Origin of the sequence: Duncaniella muricolitica (assembly GCF_910574735.1) — a bacterium.
Classification (GTDB): domain Bacteria; phylum Bacteroidota; class Bacteroidia; order Bacteroidales; family Muribaculaceae; genus Duncaniella; species Duncaniella muricolitica.
This window is the reverse complement of record NZ_CAJTCF010000015.1, coordinates 13,483-30,824: the sequence shown is the minus strand read 5'-3', so window position 1 is coordinate 30,824 and position 17,342 is coordinate 13,483. Positions and strand designations below refer to the sequence as shown.

The window sequence follows — 17,342 nt, the reverse complement described above, 5'->3', positions numbered from 1 at the left end:
GGAGACATGTGTATAGACGATTCACAATGCCGTTAGTACATTGATTTTCTATATTTAATATAATATTATTGTAATTTTGTAGAGACCAAAACCATCAATCATAATCACAATGAAGAATATATTGGAGAGTGTATTTTTGCATGCTTGTCTGGCGGTGACAATGCTTGGTGCATCGTCGTCGGCCATGGCTCTCGACCATCGGGGGATAGTGTCGGACAAGGTGCCGGCTGACGGCTTTGTACTCATTTCCGACTCAAAGCCTGTGTCGGTTTGTGTCGACGACAGGGATGACAAGGGAGTGAAAATCGCCGCGTCCAATCTGTCGGAAGATTTCGGACGCGTGTGCGGCACCCGTGCCCCGTTGTCGGACATCGTGACGGGTGAGCGTATAGTCATAGCGGGCACCCTTGGCACTCCGGTGATAGACCGTCTGGTCGCTGAGGGCAAGCTCGACGGTAGTCAGCTCAAGGGGCATCGCGAGAAGTATGTAATGACTATGGTGAAAAATCCGGCCGACGGTGTGGGCGAGGCTCTGGTCATCGCCGGCAGCGACCGACGCGGCACTATATATGGTATCTATGAGCTGTCGGAGCAGATAGGCGTGTCGCCATGGTATGACTGGGCCGACGTGCCTGTGGTGCATCGCGAAGATCTCTCCATAAAGCGCGGCACCTATACGGCCGGAGAGCCGGCGGTGAAATATCGCGGCATATTTCTCAACGACGAGGCTCCGTGTCTGACAGGCTGGGTCAAGAATACCTATGGCACCAATTATGGCGACCATAGATTTTATGCGCGTGTGTGCGAACTGCTGTTGCGTCTGCGCGGCAATTTTCTTTGGCCGGCCATGTGGTCGTGGGCTTTCTATGCCGATGACCCCGACAATAGTCGCACGGCCGATGAGATGGGTGTGATCATAGGCACATCGCATCACGAGCCGATGGCCCGAAACCATCAGGAATGGGCCCGCAAGCGCAAGGAGAACGGAGCCTGGAATTATAAGACCAACAAGCGTGTGCTCGACCGATTCTTTACCGAAGGAGTGGAGCGCATGAAGGATACCGAGGATGTGGTGACCATAGGCATGCGCGGCGACGGCGACGAGGCCATGAGCGCGGAGGCCGACGTGAAACTGCTCGAGTCGGTGATAAAAAATCAAAGAAAAATTATCGGCAAAGTGACCGGCCGCAAGCCTTCGGAGACACCTCAGGTGTGGGCGTTGTACAAGGAGGTGCTCGATTATTACGACGCCGGACTCAGGGTGCCCGACGATGTGACACTGCTGCTGTGTGACGACAACTGGGGCAATGTGCGCCGTCTGCCCGACGAGCGTGAGCGTCAACACCCCGGAGGCTGGGGCATGTATTATCACGTGGATTACGTGGGTGCGCCCCGCAACAGCAAGCTGCTCAATTGTACGCCCGTGCAGAACATGTGGGAGCAGATGAGGCTGACTTATGAATACGGTGTCGACCGTCTGTGGATACTCAATGTCGGCGATCTCAAGCCGATGGAATATCCGATCACATTGTTTCTCGACATGGCGTGGAATCCATGCCGCTATGACGCTTCGAATATCCTTGATCATACGCGCGACTTTTTTGCCTTGCAGTTAGGCGACAAAGAGGCCGGCGAGGCGGCCCGTATATTCAATCTTCTGTGCAAATATAACGGTCGCGTGACCCCCGAGATGCTTGACCGCACCACCTATTCGCTCGAGACGGGCGAGTGGCGTCGTGTGGCCGACGATTATGCCCGCCTTGAAGCCGAGGCTCTGCGTCAGTATCTTGCCCTGAAACCGGAATATCGCGACGCTTACAAGCAATTCATACTATTCCCGCTCCAACTGATGTCCAATCTCTATGAGATGTATTATGCCCAGGCTATGAACCACTCATTGTATCACAAAGGCATGCCTGAGGCCAACCTGTGGGCCGACAGGGTGGAACGTTGTTTTGCCCGTGATGCCGAGCTCATGAACGATTATAATAAGGTGATGTCGGGCGGCAAATGGGACGGTATGATGACTCAGAAGCATATCGGCTATACATCATGGAACGATGCGTTCAAGCAGGACACTCTTCCCGAGATTTACCGCATAGACTGCAAGTCGGCGTCAGGCGGCGGAGGATATGAGTTTGAGCCGGCCGAAGGCTGCGTGGTCATGGAGGCCGCACATTACAGCGAGGCCACGGCTCCTGACGGAGAGGGACGCTGGTGTGAACTGCCGCATGTAGGTCGTACCAAGGGGGGCATGGCTGTGATGCCCTACACTGCGCCGGTCGACGGAGCCTCGATAAGCTATTCGCTCTGTGTGCCGGCCGGTGTCGACAGTGTGGACGTGCGTGTGGTAGTGAAGTCGACTCTGGCATTTGCCCGTACGGAGGGTCACCGTTATTCAGTCGGTTTTGACGGAGCGGAGCCTGTGGTGGTCAACTTTAACGGCGATCTGAACGAGGCTCCCGAGAATATCTACACTGTGTTTTATCCCACGGTGGCCCGCAGAGTTGTCGAGAAGGTGGTGCGTCTCGCTGTGCCGCGCGGCGATTCCGGCCGACGTTTGAGACTAAGTCTCAAACCGATGGAGCCGGGCATTGTATTTGAGAAAATAATAGTAGATTTCGGCGGTTATCGTCCCTCGTATCTTTTTGGCGAGGAGTCGGACTGCATAAAAAAATTTTGACAGTATGAAAAAGATTGTTTTGGGCCTGATGATGTCACTGCCGTGTGTCTTTCAGACCTATGCCGGAGTGCCTGCGGTGACCAATGTTCCCGAGGCGAAATATCCGTGTGTCGATGCCGATAGGCGGGCCTCGTTTGTGCTGCATGCACCCGAGGCTAAGGATGTAAAGGTTGATATATGCGGGCGTAAATATGACATGACCCGTAGTGCCGACGGCACATGGAGTGTCACCACGCCACCGCTCATCGAGGGTTTCCACTATTATTTTCTTGTGGTGGACGGAGTGTCGGTGGTCGACCCCGCCACGGAGACATTCTATGGCTGCGGACGTATGGCCGGAGGCATAGAGATACCCGAGTCGGCCGAAGCAGCGGCCTATTACACATTTGACCGCTCGGTGGCCCACGGACAGGTGAGGGAATGCAAATATTATTCCTCGCTTGAGAACGGCGAGCGCAGATGTTATGTCTACACTCCGGCTGAGTACGAAACCTCAGTCACCGGGCGTTACCCTGTGCTCTATCTCCAGCACGGCATGGGTGAAGATGAGCGCGGATGGCATCAACAGGGCATGATGGCCAATATACTCGACAACCAGATAGCTTCGGGCAAGTGTGTGCCCATGATTGTAGTGATGGATTATGGCAATTGCGGATATATCCACGGGACGCGTCCGGGCGAGTCGCGCGATGAGTTCGGTGCCTCGTTCACACCGATAATGCTTGACGAACTGATACCGTTTGTCGACTGCACTTTCCGCACGCTCTCCGACCGTGATCACCGGGCCATGGCCGGACTGTCGTGGGGCGGCCATGAGACTCTCGAGATAACGCTGAGAAATCTCGACAAGTTCTCGCACATCGGCTCATTCAGCGGCGCGCTGTTTTTTGATCCTGCTAAGATTGACAGTATATATGACGGTGTGTTTGCCGACAGCAAAGCGTTCAATGACAAGGTGGACACTCTCTTTCTCGGCATGGGCACGGAGGAGAACTTCGGCAGCGATAAAATTTCGGCCGCGCTTAAGCGTGCCGGCATCAAGCATACGTATTATGAATCGCCGGGCACTCATCACGAATGGCTCACCTGGCGCAGATGTCTTAACGAGTTTCTGCCATTGATATTCAAGAAGAAATAATAACCAGGAAGATATGAAAAGAGGATTGAATTTAGGGTTGATATTGTCGGCCATCTCTTTTCCGATGATAGCGTTTGCAGCGTCGGAGGAGGTGAGCAGCCCCGACGGAAAGACAGTCGTGACCGTCACTGACACTGACGGGCGACCTGAGTATGCTGTGAGCTATGACGGCAGACGGTTTGTCAAGCCGTCGCCGCTCGGACTGCGCACCAATGTGGGCGACTTCACCGGTTCGCTCAGTCTGGTAGGCAATACTCCCGGCCAGACTGTAGCCGACAGCTATTCGTTGCCTAATATAAAGAAAAGCCGGGTGGAATACAGAGCCAATCGCCGCGAGTTTACTTTCGGGCGTGACGGCAAACCGGCGTTTGACGTGATATTTGAAGTGAGCGACAATAATGTGGCGTTTCGTTACCGTCTGCATCCTCAGGGCGAGGAGCGTTGCTGCGTGGTGGAGTCGGAGGCTACGGGCTTCGTGATGCCCGAGGGCACGACCACATTTCTGTGTCCGCAGAGCAAGCCGATGGGTGGTTTTGCCCGCACATCCCCGAGCTATGAGACATCCTATACACTCGATGACTCAACGGGCAAGAACGGATGGGGTGAGGGCTATTCGTTCCCGTGTCTGTTTCGCAACGGAGATGCCGGCTGGGTGCTCGTATCGGAGACAGGTATTGCCGGCGATTATTGCGCCTCACACCTGAGCGGACATGAGGGCGGACTTTACACTGTGGCATATCCTCAGCCCGGCGAGATGAACGGATTTGGCTCGACATCGGCTTCGGTGTCGGTGCCTGGCATGACTCCGTGGCGCACGGTGACGGTCGGAGCTTCATTGGCTCCGATAGTGGAGACAACGGTGGCGTTTGACGTTGTGAGACCTCTCTACGAGCCCTCCAGGAAGTATGAATACGGACGCGGCACGTGGAGCTGGATTATAAAAATGGACTCAAGCTGTAATTATGACGAGCAGCGCGCATATATCGACTTTGCTGCCGATATGGGTTATGAAAGTGTACTTGTCGACGCGCTGTGGGACACTCAGATTGGCTATGACAAGGTTGCGGAACTGGCTCGTTACGGCAAGTCGAAAGGTGTGGACCTGTATCTGTGGTATAACTCCAACGGTAGCTGGAACGATGCTCCGCAGGGACCGCGCGGCGTGATGAACGATATAGTGAAGCGTCGCAAGGACATGGCGTGGATGCGAAAGATTGGCATACGCGGTATCAAGGTGGACTTTTTCGGCGGAGACAAGCAGGAGACCATGCGGCTCTATCATGACATACTCGCCGATGCCAACGACTATGGGCTGCTGGTGATATTTCACGGCTGCACGCTGCCTCGCGGATGGGAGCGTATGTATCCCAACTATGCCGCGAGCGAGGCGGTACTTGCGAGCGAGAATCTGCACTTCTCGCAAGGGAGCTGTGACGCCGAGGCCATGAACGCGTGCATACATCCGTTTGTGCGCAACACTGTCGGCAGCATGGATTTCGGCGGCAGCGCGCTCAACCGTTATTACAATGCCGATAATGCACCTCGCGGCTCACGTCGCGTCACCTCCGATGTGTACGCTCTGGCTACGGCCATCCTGTTTCAGAGCCCGGTGCAGCACTTCGCCCTTGCGCCAAACAATCTTGAGGACGCTCCGGCCTGGGCCATGGATTTCATGAAGGCGGTGCCTACGACGTGGGACGAGGTGAGATATATCGACGGTTATCCGGGCCGCTATGTGGTGCTCGGCCGTCGCCACGGTGACACATGGTATATAGCCGGGGTCAATGCCGGTGAGAAGCCTTACAGTATTTCGGTAGAGTTGCCTGAGGAGATGCGCGGACGTCCGCTCGCGCTTTACAGTGACGATGAGTCGCTCAACGGCAGCATGCGTGAATGTCGGGCCGACAAGAAGGGGCGTGTGAAGGTAACAGTGCCCTGCAACGGCGGCTTTGTCATCACCGGCCGTCCCGACCCTGACTTTCATGTCTATCTGTGTTTCGGACAGTCCAATATGGAGGGTGCCGCGCCTTTTGAGGCTGTTGACACCTGTGGCATCGACCCGCGTTTCATGATGATGGCGGCGGTGGATATGCCTGCTCTCAATCGCGAAAAGGGTCGTTGGTACACAGCCGTGCCTCCGCTGACACGCGAGAACACCGGCCTCTGCCCCGCTGATTACTTCGGCCGTGCACTGCTGGAAAAAATGCCCCGAAACAGTAGGGTAGGTGTGGTCAATGTGGCTGTTGGCGGTTGTAGAATAGAGCTTTTTGACACGGATTCGTGTGAGACGGTGCTGGCTGAGGGGCCTGACTGGTTGCGTGGCACATCGGCCATGTATGACAGCAATCCTTACAAACGACTTGTCGGGATGGCTCGTGAGGCAAAGCGCAGTGGAGTAATCAAGGGTATATTGCTGCACCAGGGCGAGTCGAACACCGGCGATGTCACATGGCTCGACAAGGTGGGTAAAATCTACAACCGTCTGATAGCCGACCTTGGTCTTGACCCGCAGAATGTGCCTCTGATAGCAGGTGAAATGCTTGCCGGGGAGGAGGGCGGACTCTGTGCCTCGATGAATCCGATAGTCAACAGGCTGTCGGAGACTGTACCCAACTCGGCTGTTGTGTCGTCGGCCGGATGCAAGGGTGCGCCCGACGGACTCCACTTTACGGCCGAGGGGTATCGTGAGCTTGGCCGCAGATATGCCGAGGCGGTGATGAATCTTGGCCGTAAAAACAAATAAACAGTGACATAATCCAATACAAAAACAATATACCGATGAAAATAAGACTGCTGCCGATAGCCATGCTGCTGTCGGGTATACTGACGGTCAGTGCCGCCGACAATAGCGGAGTATCAGCGACCATGACCAATCCGCTGATGTGGGCCGATGTGCCTGATCCCGATGTGATAAGGGTTGGGGATGATTATTATATGGTATCGACCACCATGCACCTGATGCCGGGATGTCCTGTTATGCATTCGCGTGACCTTGTCAACTGGGAGGTGATAAGCTATGTATTTGATACGCTCGAAGACACTCCGTCCTATCGTCTCGATGGCGGGACGGTGTATGGCAAGGGGCAATGGGCTACATCGCTGCGCTACCATGACGGTCGCTTTTACGCGCTGTTCTCGCCCAACGACCATCCGTATAAATCGTACATATATACGGCCGAGAATCCTGCCGGGCCGTGGAGTGTGGTGAGCCGTCCAAGGCATTTTCATGACTCGTCGTTGTTTTTTGACGACGACGGACGTGTGTATGTGTTTTCCGGCTCGGGCGACATCCGTCTCACCGAACTTAATCCCGACCTGAGCGATGTGAAAGAGGGCGGAGTCGATGAGATAGTGATACGTCCCGACGAGGAGACGGCTGGATTGCATGAGGGAAGCCGTGTGATAAAGCATGACGGTAAGTATTACGCCATGGTCATAAACTGGCCTTCGGGACGTCCGCGCCGTCAGTTGTGTTACCGTGCCGACAGGATTACCGGCCCTTATGAACGTATGGTGGTGCTTGAGGACAATTTTGCAGGATTTCCCTATGTGGGCCAGGGCACTATAGTCGATGCACCCGATGGCAAATGGTGGGGTGTAATATTCCAGGACCGCGGAGCCGTAGGCCGTGTGCTCACACTCTCGCCGTGTCGCTGGATTGACGGCTGGCCGATGCTTGGAAACAGTGACGGACGTGTTCCCCTGTCTATCGAATATAAGGCCGACTTGTCGACGGCAGGCAAGCTCGTGGATGCTGATGGATTTGAGGCTGACACTCTGGGTTATCACTGGCAGTGGAATCATTGTCCTGACAACTCTTCATGGTCGCTGACCGAACGTCCGGGCTATCTGCGGCTGAAGACATCACGTAAGGCCGGCAGCATATATGATGCGGTCAACACTCTGACTCAGCGCATGGAGGGTCCCGGGTGTGAGGGCTCTGTATGTCTCGACCTCTCGGGCATGAAGGATGGCGATGTGGCCGGATTTGGTGCTTTCAACGGTCATTCGACACTTCTGTCGGTAAGGATGACCGATGGCCGTAAGTCGCTGGTGAAGCATAATACCGAGGTCAGCTTTCATCCGGGCAGCAAGGTGATAATGGCTGTTGACAATGAGGATGAGGAGTCGGTGTCACTCAAGAGTGACAGGCTGTATCTGCGCATCAAGGGTGATTTCCGCCTCGGCAGAGACAGGGCTGTGTGTCAGTACAGCACCGACGGCAAGTCGTGGACAGACATAGGCAAGGAGTATCAGATGAAGTATGATTACCGTCTGCTGTTTATGGGACAGCGTTTTGCCATATACAACTATTCGACCACTTCAGCTCCGGGCGGGTATATCGACGTGGACAGTTTTGATTATCACCGCTATGGCGAGAGTGAGCTCTGATAGAGAGTGATTATCGTATAAATAACGAGAGATGCAACCGAAGACCGGTTGCATCTCTCGTTATTTATACCAATGTAGCAGCAAGTGTGGCTGCGATTATTTTTCGCGCATGTACACGTTGATGGGTGTGCCGTGGAAGTCCCAGTTTTCGCGTATCTTGTTTTCGAGATAACGGCGATATGGCTCTTTGACCCATTGGGGAAGATTGCAGAAGAATATGAATGTGGGTATGGGTGAGCCTTTGAGCATTGTCACATATTTGATTTTGACAAATTTGCCCTTGTTGGCTGGTGGCGGATAGGCTGCAATAGCCTCAAGCATGGTGGTGTTGAGCTGTGAGGTGGGGACGATGCGCTGACGGTTCTGACACACGTTGAGGGCAGTCTCAAGCACTTTGAATATGCGCTGCTTGGTGAGAGCCGATGCAAAGATTATGGGGAAGTCGGTGAAGGGTGCGAAGCGCGAGCGGATGGCGTCTTCGTAGTGCTTGATCGATTCTTTGCTCTTGTCTTCCACAAGGTCCCATTTGTTGACCACAACCACGAGTCCTTTCTTGTTGCGCTGTATGAGCGAGAAGATGGAGACGTCCTGTGACTCGATGCCGCGGGTGGCGTCGATCATGAGCACACACACGTCGGAGGCCTCGATGGCACGGATGGAGCGGATGACGGAGTAGTATTCGATGTCTTCGTTGACCTTGGTCTTTTTGCGTATGCCGGCGGTGTCGACCAGATAGAAGTCGAAGCCGAACTTGTTGTATCGTGTGTAGATGGAGTCGCGTGTGGTGCCTGCGATGTCGGTGACGATGTGACGCTCCTGCTCCATGAAAGCATTGACGAGCGCCGATTTGCCTGCGTTGGGGCGGCCGACGATGCATATCTTGGGGATGTCCTCGAGGTATGCGGCTTCGTCGTCATCCTTTTCGGGCATCTTTGCTACGACTTCGTCGAGCAGGTCGCCTGTACCGTAGCCGCTGACGGCTGATACTCCGTAGGGGTCGCCGAGGCCGAGGGCGTAGAACTCGGCTATGTTGTAGAGCGAGTCGCCGGCGTCGACCTTGTTGGCCACGAGGATTACGGGCTTGGTGGACCGGCGGAGTATCTCGGCTACATGGTCGTCGAGGTCAGTAACACCGTTGGTTGAGTCGACCACAAAGAGGATTTCGTCGGCCTGCTCTATGGCGAGGTGTACCTGTTTGTTGATTTCGCTCTCAAACACGTCCTCGCTGCCGACTACCCAACCGCCGGTGTCGACGATTGAAAATTCTTTGCCGTTCCAGTCCACTTTGCCATACTGGCGGTCACGCGTGGTGCCTGCCTCGTCGTTGGTGATGGCAGTGCGGGTCTGGGTGAGGCGGTTGAAAAGGGTCGATTTGCCCACGTTGGGCCTACCCACTATTGCGATTAGTTGTGACATATCAATATTGATGATTATTTCTTGTGATAAAACGCGTGCCGATGGGGTGGGGTTCGGACTGATTTTATGCGTTTTGCATGGCAAAATTACAAAAAAACGCAGACGTGTCAAAATAATTAAGCCGTTGCTGGCTCTATGCGGGCGGAAAGATGGCGGAGATAAAATATCATAAGAGTCAAAAATCACCGCGACGCAGTGATTTTTGACTCTTATGTCTTGTCTGAGGTTTTTTACCTCGTGGACTATCGGCGTTCGATGGGATTGTCGATGTTGAGGGCGTGGATGCCGGTCGAGGGACGGTATTTCTCGGGATAGTGGCCCTGACGCATGTCCATCACGCCTGACGACTGGAGATGATTGCCGTCGGAGAGGGCAAACATGCGCACAATCTTGGGGAATTTTTCGGGTGAGACGGGTGAGAATGTGTCGGGAAATTTGATGTAGAGCTTGCTTTCGGGTTCTCCGGCAAGCAGTCCGTTGAACATCCAGCATACTTCGCCGTCGGCATCGGAGGCTTCGAGCACTACTCCGGGGAGTCCGGCAAGAGTGCGCGGAGCTCCGCGGTGGGGCAGATCGGTGGTGAACCATGCTGTCCACTTGCGTCCGTCTTTCTCGAGCGTGGCTTTACGGCAGTTGTATTCGCCGATTTTCTTTTCCTCTAACGTGATGTCCCATTTGTTGGCACACGTTGAGTCGGAGAGCTTGAATTCTTCGGCGATTATGCGATAGGTCTGGACCATGCGGCCGGTCTCGGGATAATAAAAATAGTAGGAGGGGGTGAGGTGATAGGCGAGCGATGGGTCGCCTCCGCGCGAGTCGGGATTGTTGATGCGCCAGCGGTTTTCGCCCATGCCTTCATAGCTCATGTCGAGCGTCATCTCAGGGCGTATGAGCACCATGCGGTCTTCCTCATAGGAGAGGTTGCGAGCCTTGTTGTATTTGTATTTGAAGCGGTAGCGCACGCCATATTCGGCAGTGTCGGCGTTGGCATAATAAGCGGCGGCCTCTTCTTTGAGTTTGGCCTTCATTTCCTCGTTTTTCTGCTGCTGTTGCTGCTGACCGCCTCCATGTCGGCCGGGTTGCTGGGCCGCACAGTTGAATGAAATGGCCGCTGTAAGTGCTATGGCTGTGAATAGGGTTTTCATGTCGTGGAGGGGGATTATTTGAAACATTCTTTGATGAGGAACACAGGGACTGTCTTTTTGTAGGCCATCTGGAAGTTGCGGTATTGCTCGGGCTGGGCATAGAGCGAGAATGTAGAGCTCACGAGGGCCACGAGGTTGCCACATTCGTCAAATATCGGTCCGCCACTGGCTCCGACTCCATAGTCGGATGTGATTTCGAGCGTGTAGGTGGTGAAGCCTGTGCGTTTGTTGGTGGTGCGCGTACGGTTTGACACCATGCCGTCGGTGAAATGGAAGTGTGATCCGGATGGGCTGGCCAGACAGTAGACGGGAGTTCCTACAGGTATGTCACCGCCGACGGGGGCGGGGGTGAGGGGATGTCCGCAAGGGTCGACCTTGATTATGGCCCAGTCGTTGAGCGGGTCGGCGGCAAGGATGGCTGTGACGGGATAGACGTTGCCTTCGTAGTCCATGAGAAAGCGCATCTCGTCGTTTTTGTTGGTGCGTCCGAGCGAGCCTGCGAGTATAACGTCAGCCACTACATGATAGTTGGTGGCGCAGATGCCGTCGGGTGTCAGGGCTACGGCTGATGCAGTCTTGTAGGCGGAGTCGGACTTGATAAAGTCGCTGTGCTCCATCTTGCCGAATATTAAAGAACTGCGCACAGCTACGTCATAGACCTGGGCCGAGGTGAGTTTCTTTTTGCGAGCCGGGGTGAGTTCGCGGGCTTTGCCAACGGGGCCGTCGGTGAGGTCATTGATCACATTGGAGCGCAGAGAGTCGGCCGAGACTGACGGATTGGCTTTGAGATAGGCGCGTAGTTTGGCCGTGGCAGCCTCGACCATCGCGGCATGATCGTAATAGTTGAGGTTGTCCTCGGCTTTGACCGATGTGACGCCGGCGGCCATGAGCAGAAGCATAACGGCCAGGGTGATGGTTGATTTATAATGCATGATTATTGTGTGTGGATGGTCTATAGGAGATAGCATCGGATGTGTACACAAAAGAACAAAAGTTACAGAAGAGACAAAAGAGTTTTATGAGATAATCATTGTGAAAAAACTTTTGTTGCTCCTGCGACTTTTGTCCTTTTGTATCAGTTGGTTATTCCGAATGTTTTCTCATCTTGAACATAGTGGGTGGGAAATCAGTTTATTCCTCTACGCCTTGGAGTGTGCGTCCGGCAAACTGGATTGCGACGGGTGTGAGGGTTGAGAGCCTGGAGCGGATAAATTTGGAGATACCAGCCTTGGTCTCGGGTGTGTCGGGGGCTACGAGACGTGCGAGGTTGAAGATGAGGCTGGCCTGACGGTCGGCGGGCAGACGGTCATAGTTGGCTATGATATAGTCGAGATACTCTATGTCGGTGCTGCCTGGGCGTTTTTCGATAAATTCATAGATGACCTTGTTTTCTTCTCTTTCGAGACCGAGTTTGGCGAGAGTGGCTTTGAGTTTGTTGAACTCGGCGGCATCATACTTGCCTTCACGGAACATGAAGCCTGAGAAGTAGGAGCTGAGCACTTCGCTGTAGAGACGTTGGAGCTTGCGGTCGACATCCTTGCGTACTTCGGCGGGAAATTCTGTCTGGTGGGCTTCCATGAAGCGGGCGCGGTCGTTGTCCATGTCGATGGTGAAGACCGTGAATATGAAGGCGTTTTCGGGTTTGAGACGGTCGGCGTCGCTGAGTGTGTTGAAATAGTCGTCAATTACCTGAAAGCCTTCTTTCTCTTTGCGTTGCTCCATAAGTTGCATGGCGTAGGCGTGCACGAGTTTGGGTGTGCGTTCGCCTTTTTCATAGCGTGCTTTTATGCGTTCTGGCTGCTGTTCGGGGTCGAGCGCGACATTGACCTTGTCGATGAAACGAGTGCCGTCCATGTAGCCTGAGAATTTGGCTACTTCCTTACCGTTGGCATCAATCACTACATAGGTGGGGTAGGCGGTCACGCCATATTTTTTAGCGAGCTCAAGGCCTTCGTTCTCGGCGTCCATCTTGAGGGGGATGAACTTGGCGTTCATGAAGTCTCCTACCTCTTTTTGGGGAAATGTCTTTGATGACATCATCTTGCATGGTCCGCACCATGTGGTGAAGAAGTCGATAAACACGAGCTTGCCCTCCTGCTTGGCGGCAGCGAGACTCTCATCAAAAGAAATGTGACGAAACTCGGTCTGTGCCGAACCTGTCAGTACAGCTGCTCCCATGAGCAATGTAGCAAAAAACTTTTTCATAAGTTGTATTTAATAATGGTGTGATGATCGGATGAATGGTGTTTCGTTAAGGCTTCTCAAAAGTAGTAAATATTCGTTGATTTACAAATAGAGTGACTGGAAAATATTTGTATATGGATATTAGACCTGAGTAATCAGGTAAGGTTTAACATTATGTAAGTTAATTATTCTATAAAAATGCCCGGAAAAGTAAGATTGTGGATTACTACTTTTCCGGGCATGTGATTAGTATGGATTATAGATGGTTTTATTCATTAATAGAATGAACCGGCTTTCCAGAGCACAGACTTGATTTCAAGATCGATTTCCCAGTCTTGTCCTTCAAGTTCCATAAATTCAATCTGGTTGGGGTTGTCAACAGTCTTCATTTTGTAGAGATGTCCTTTATCTCCGTCAAATGTCGCTACCCAATAGTGTGAGATTTCGTTACGGATACTGCACACCTCGGGTGCGAGATATGTGATGTGTCCGTCAAAGGTTTTGCTGCCGAGTTTCTTGCTTACGTAGTCGTAGGCATACAGTGTATTGCCTACCGAGTAATACATCTGAGATGCGGCTCCGGAAGCGAAGAACATGTGCTCTCTCTGAAGGAAATTGGTTATTTCAGCCACTTTCAGCTCGCAGCCGTAAGGATCGGAAATGGTGGGCTGGGTCACGTATCCCATCCCCGGCATTCCTAAAACAAAACGATAGAGGAAATATCTGTCGTCATTATCTTTCATAATGGCATAGCATCGGCCATTTGAGCGATAATAGTCGTTTTCTCCATAGACGATTGTACGGCCGTTAGGCTGGTTCATCATGTAGATATTGTTTTGCATCAATGGAGCTGTGTTCTGCACCTGCACCATATGGGTAAACTGCAGAGCTGTACCGTGCATATAGGAGAAACAGTTATAATCCACATCATACAATAATATCGGGGTCAGGGCATTACTGAAGTCATTTGTCACGTGACTTAGCCTTTTTCGAGTATTGTAGAAAAGGTAGGGATGGAATTTGAAATAATCCTTTGAGTAGGCACTGTAACGGTTTAATGCCAGGTTCATGCTCTCTGTACCTTTATGAGCGAAAGCGAGGTCTTCGGTAATATATGCACGTGGCAGGGATGACAGAGGCATTGCGGTGTGTACGCCTTGTCTCATGCCGACATCCATCAGTTTCATCGGGACTTTGTGCGGTTCAAGACATTCGATCAAACCTAAGTCGTTAAATTCTTTTCCAAGAGTTTCAAATTCAGTGGTGAATGACGGGTTGTATGTCGCATCTTCGGTCTGAAGATAGAAACGGTTGAGACGCATATTGCCTGTATAGATAAGTGCTTTTGCGTTTTTCAACTGATGCTCCGAGTTGTCAAAAACATCTTTGGCATATATGGTGTCGTTTCGGCCGTTCAGAATTGCCAGCATATCAAGTCCGACCAGATTGTCGGTGTGGGGACGGTTGCCTAATATGAGGAAGCCTCGAGAGAAAGGAGATGAGAGCTGTATGGATGTGCTGTAGTTTTTCTCATATCCTGTTGCATTGTCTTTTACAGAGAGATAAAAAGTATGAGTACCGGGTGAAGCCTGTGCAGGCCATACAAGATCTTTTTCATGACTGATTGTGTCATGAACATGACCGGAACGACAGCGATACCATGTATACTCATAGTCCGATATGTCTTCACCTTTGACCGAACCTGTGATATTGGGCGTAATCTCTATGACATCGCTGTATGCCATGCCATAATATGTATCCTCAATGCCGTCAATGTTGATTTCATTGACCGGTGTATAAGTGTAGCTGCCTTCGTCTTCTACACAGGCTGTCATAAAGCCTGCAAGGACAAGGAGCGGGATATATATTTTTGATTTCATAATATGAAGTGGTTGTTATGATGATGAACTATTAATTACCTTCCATGCTTTCGGGTCGGGCATCCTCACCCCATGGCAGATTCTGATCCGGAACCCACATCATGGTGCCGTCGGGATCCAAGACCCAGTATTCACGTCCTTTCTGGTATTGTTCTTTCAGATAGTCGGCGAGCAGAGCTTGAGGCATTTTGTATCTGGTTGCCGGCGGCCACATACTCTCGGGATCGTTCCATGTTGCGACATTCCATCCGAGTCGCTCTTCGGTCAGGTCAAGCAACAGGCGGAATTTTGTTTCCGACCATATACCCATAAATCGATCTTTCCAGTCGGGGGGACACGAGAGGAAGTTGTTTATGAATATATTGTGGACCGAGGGGTCAAGATTGAGATGATTGTATTCATTAAGCATCTCGGCAGCACTGTGATAAATCGGCAGTTTGCCATAGCCATCGCCGTCGAATGGCAGTACGAAATGCTCACCAGGGACAATGCGTAGCTGAAGCATGATGTTTTCGTCATTCATGCGCTCGGTCTTGTGGAACTGTATCCTGATTTTAGTATTGGTTTTTCCTGCCGGTATTACAGCATCGGCAATAGGATCGACTAATTCAAACTCAACCCCTTCAATGGCTGTAGTGCTGTCTTGAACGACCTCAACGCTGAAATGGCGGTCGTAATCCTTGACAAAACCGGACGCCTGAATGTTGAGACGAAGCAGTGAATCCTCTTCAATCATGCCGCCAAATCCTATTTTGGAATATGCCTGATGGTGGTTGCGGCTTCCGCTGTTGAGGTCAATGTTGTTTACCCAGTATGATACGCCCCATTGTTGAGCGAAATAAAGAGCGTTGTCACCGCTGTAAGTGTCGATATCCTCTTTTGAGCAGGCATTCCAAAGCATAGAGACTGACAGAAGTCCTGCAAGATATATAAGCTTTTTCATTGTGATAATCTTATTGATTCGTTATTTACCAGTTTGTCCACGCTTGCTGATCTCTCCTTCCGGAATGGGCCACACATAGTTGTTGAGTTGCATGCTGTAGTCATAAGTGCCGGTGCGGCTGATTACGAATGTATTCTGGCGGCGTTTGTAGAAGAAGTAGAGCTGGCCTTCTCCGATCATTTCTCCGGCAAATTCGTATAGAAGAGCATCATTAAAGTTTTGTGTCCTGTCGAGATTAGGACAGTTGCGGTGAATTCTGATTTCATCAATCAGGTCAAATGCTTCCTCTCTGTTGCTTGTGGCTTCTGCGGCAATGAGATAAATCTCGCTCATACGTATCATTGGTATGATATAGCGGTATGTCGCTTCGAGAGCACCTGATTTGAAATCCTCAAATTTTGTCAGGCAAAGAGTTGTGCCCTGGGTGCTGTCGTCGTCTGAGCCCACAGTTGGTTCTGCAACAGTCCATTGATTACGTCTGTAATCGTTAGGATATTCATACAGAAGTGCAACTTTTGAATCTTCTTTGTTCTCTCCAAAGAATGTGAGACGGTTGCCTAATGACAGAGTGCTCGAGAAAGTGTTGTCATTGAATTTCCTACGATTGTTGTTGTAAAGCGAGAACATGACTTCAGGGGAGAAGAGCAGGTCGGGGCGTCCGTCATCGCTTACCTGATCGGCCGTAACCCAAGGAAATACTTGGAGTGACTCGGTGTTGACCTTGTCTATGATCTCGTTTTTGGCAATTCTATAAGCATTGGCTTTGTCACCCATCCAGAGGTATGCTCTTGCGAGAAGGCCCTGTACAGCATAGTAGTTGAGGCGCAGCTGTCGGAATGACATGTCGTAACTGGACACTCCGTTATCTTCGGTCTGGGTGTCTTTTATACCTTCTGTGATAATTGGGTCGGAGTCTTTCAGCAGGGTTGAGGCTTCGGTCAGATCTGCGATAATCTTTTCCATGGCTTCCTTGTTGGAAAGAAATGGTTTGATTTCGCGGCTTGTGTCATCCTGATAAGGTATGCTTTCCGCATCAGGATTCAATGCATAAATGGCTCCGTGGCGGCGCAGGATGTCAAAGTGTAACATAGCTCTGAGTGCCAGTGACTCGCCGCGCAACAGATCGAATTGAGCCTGTGTGAGCGGGGTGTCGTTGATGTCACTCAGATGGTTGAGGATGGTATTGGTATTCGCTATGATTGTATAGCCTTGATTCCAAAGCGACTCGTTCTTTGATTCTACACCGATGTCGTTGAAGTCAAAAGACTGGTACAAACGATATTTATGGTTGTTGTCATCGGTGACATAATAATACTGAGCCATTACATCAAGGATATTTGTCAGCTCGGAGTTAGTATAGTAGTCGTTCAGACTGACGTATACACCGTTGAGCGCGGATACATATCCTGTGTATTTGCTGAATAGCACAGGCTCCATGATTTTGTCTTCCATCTCTACTTTCAGCCAGTCGGCACAAGAAGAGAGCGAAAGAGTCATGAGGGCTGAAGTGACAGCAGTTATGAATATTTTTTTCATGAGATTTCGTTTTTGTGAATAAGTA

11 protein-coding genes and 1 pseudogene are annotated in these 17,342 nt (G+C 51.7%); 5 read left to right on the top strand and 7 right to left on the bottom strand.

Annotated elements, in window-relative coordinates; genetic code table 11:
• Positions 1-109 precede the first annotated feature (109 nt).
• The 5 genes and pseudogenes from QGT73_RS04835 (at position 110) to QGT73_RS04815 (ending at position 8,213) form a co-directional block, all read left to right on the top strand.
• Positions 110-2,683 carry a glycosyl hydrolase 115 family protein gene (locus QGT73_RS04835; protein ID WP_425278383.1) on the top strand — a complete coding sequence of 858 codons (2,574 nt, stop codon included), beginning with the start codon at positions 110-112 and terminating at the stop codon, positions 2,681-2,683.
• A 4-nt stretch (positions 2,684-2,687) separates the two neighbouring features.
• Complete coding sequence (locus tag QGT73_RS04830) at positions 2,688-3,821, top strand: alpha/beta hydrolase (RefSeq protein ID WP_280121666.1); 1,134 nt, start codon at positions 2,688-2,690, stop codon at positions 3,819-3,821.
• Between the two features lie 13 nt (positions 3,822-3,834).
• A pseudogene (locus QGT73_RS04825) lies at positions 3,835-5,781 on the top strand (glycoside hydrolase family 97 protein); the annotation flags it as partial.
• On the top strand, positions 5,776-6,564 hold the full coding sequence (locus QGT73_RS04820; RefSeq protein ID WP_280121680.1) for a sialate O-acetylesterase: 789 nt from the start codon (positions 5,776-5,778) through the stop codon (positions 6,562-6,564). The pseudogene QGT73_RS04825 and the gene QGT73_RS04820, both read left to right, overlap by 6 nt.
• 35 nt (positions 6,565-6,599) lie before the next feature.
• Entirely contained in the window at positions 6,600-8,213 is a 1,614-nt protein-coding gene (locus tag QGT73_RS04815) for a glycoside hydrolase family 43 protein (RefSeq protein WP_123616333.1), read from the top strand.
• A 96-nt stretch (positions 8,214-8,309) separates the two neighbouring features.
• Here QGT73_RS04815 and der read toward each other — a convergent pair whose 3' ends face one another.
• From der to QGT73_RS04780, 7 genes are all read right to left on the bottom strand, one after another.
• Positions 8,310-9,629: a ribosome biogenesis GTPase Der gene (der, locus tag QGT73_RS04810; RefSeq protein WP_280121665.1), complete on the bottom strand. Its 1,320-nt coding sequence runs from the start codon at positions 9,627-9,629 to the stop codon at positions 8,310-8,312.
• A gap of 242 nt (positions 9,630-9,871) precedes the next feature.
• Positions 9,872-10,774: a GLPGLI family protein gene (locus tag QGT73_RS04805; RefSeq protein ID WP_280121664.1), complete on the bottom strand. Its 903-nt coding sequence runs from the start codon at positions 10,772-10,774 to the stop codon at positions 9,872-9,874.
• A 14-nt stretch (positions 10,775-10,788) separates the two neighbouring features.
• Positions 10,789-11,706, bottom strand: a complete 918-nt coding sequence (locus QGT73_RS04800) for a S1 family peptidase (protein WP_280121663.1) — start codon at positions 11,704-11,706, stop codon at positions 10,789-10,791.
• Positions 11,707-11,905: 199 nt separating this feature from the next.
• Positions 11,906-12,979: a thioredoxin family protein gene (locus QGT73_RS04795; protein ID WP_280121662.1), complete on the bottom strand. Its 1,074-nt coding sequence runs from the start codon at positions 12,977-12,979 to the stop codon at positions 11,906-11,908.
• Between the two features lie 254 nt (positions 12,980-13,233).
• Complete coding sequence (locus QGT73_RS04790) at positions 13,234-14,838, bottom strand: PKD-like family lipoprotein (RefSeq protein ID WP_280121661.1); 1,605 nt, start codon at positions 14,836-14,838, stop codon at positions 13,234-13,236.
• Positions 14,839-14,869: 31 nt separating this feature from the next.
• Positions 14,870-15,781, bottom strand: a complete 912-nt coding sequence (locus tag QGT73_RS04785; protein ID WP_280121660.1) for a DUF4843 domain-containing protein — start codon at positions 15,779-15,781, stop codon at positions 14,870-14,872.
• Between the two features lie 21 nt (positions 15,782-15,802).
• Positions 15,803-17,317: a RagB/SusD family nutrient uptake outer membrane protein gene (locus QGT73_RS04780; protein WP_123616326.1), complete on the bottom strand. Its 1,515-nt coding sequence runs from the start codon at positions 17,315-17,317 to the stop codon at positions 15,803-15,805.
• Positions 17,318-17,342 lie beyond the last annotated feature (25 nt).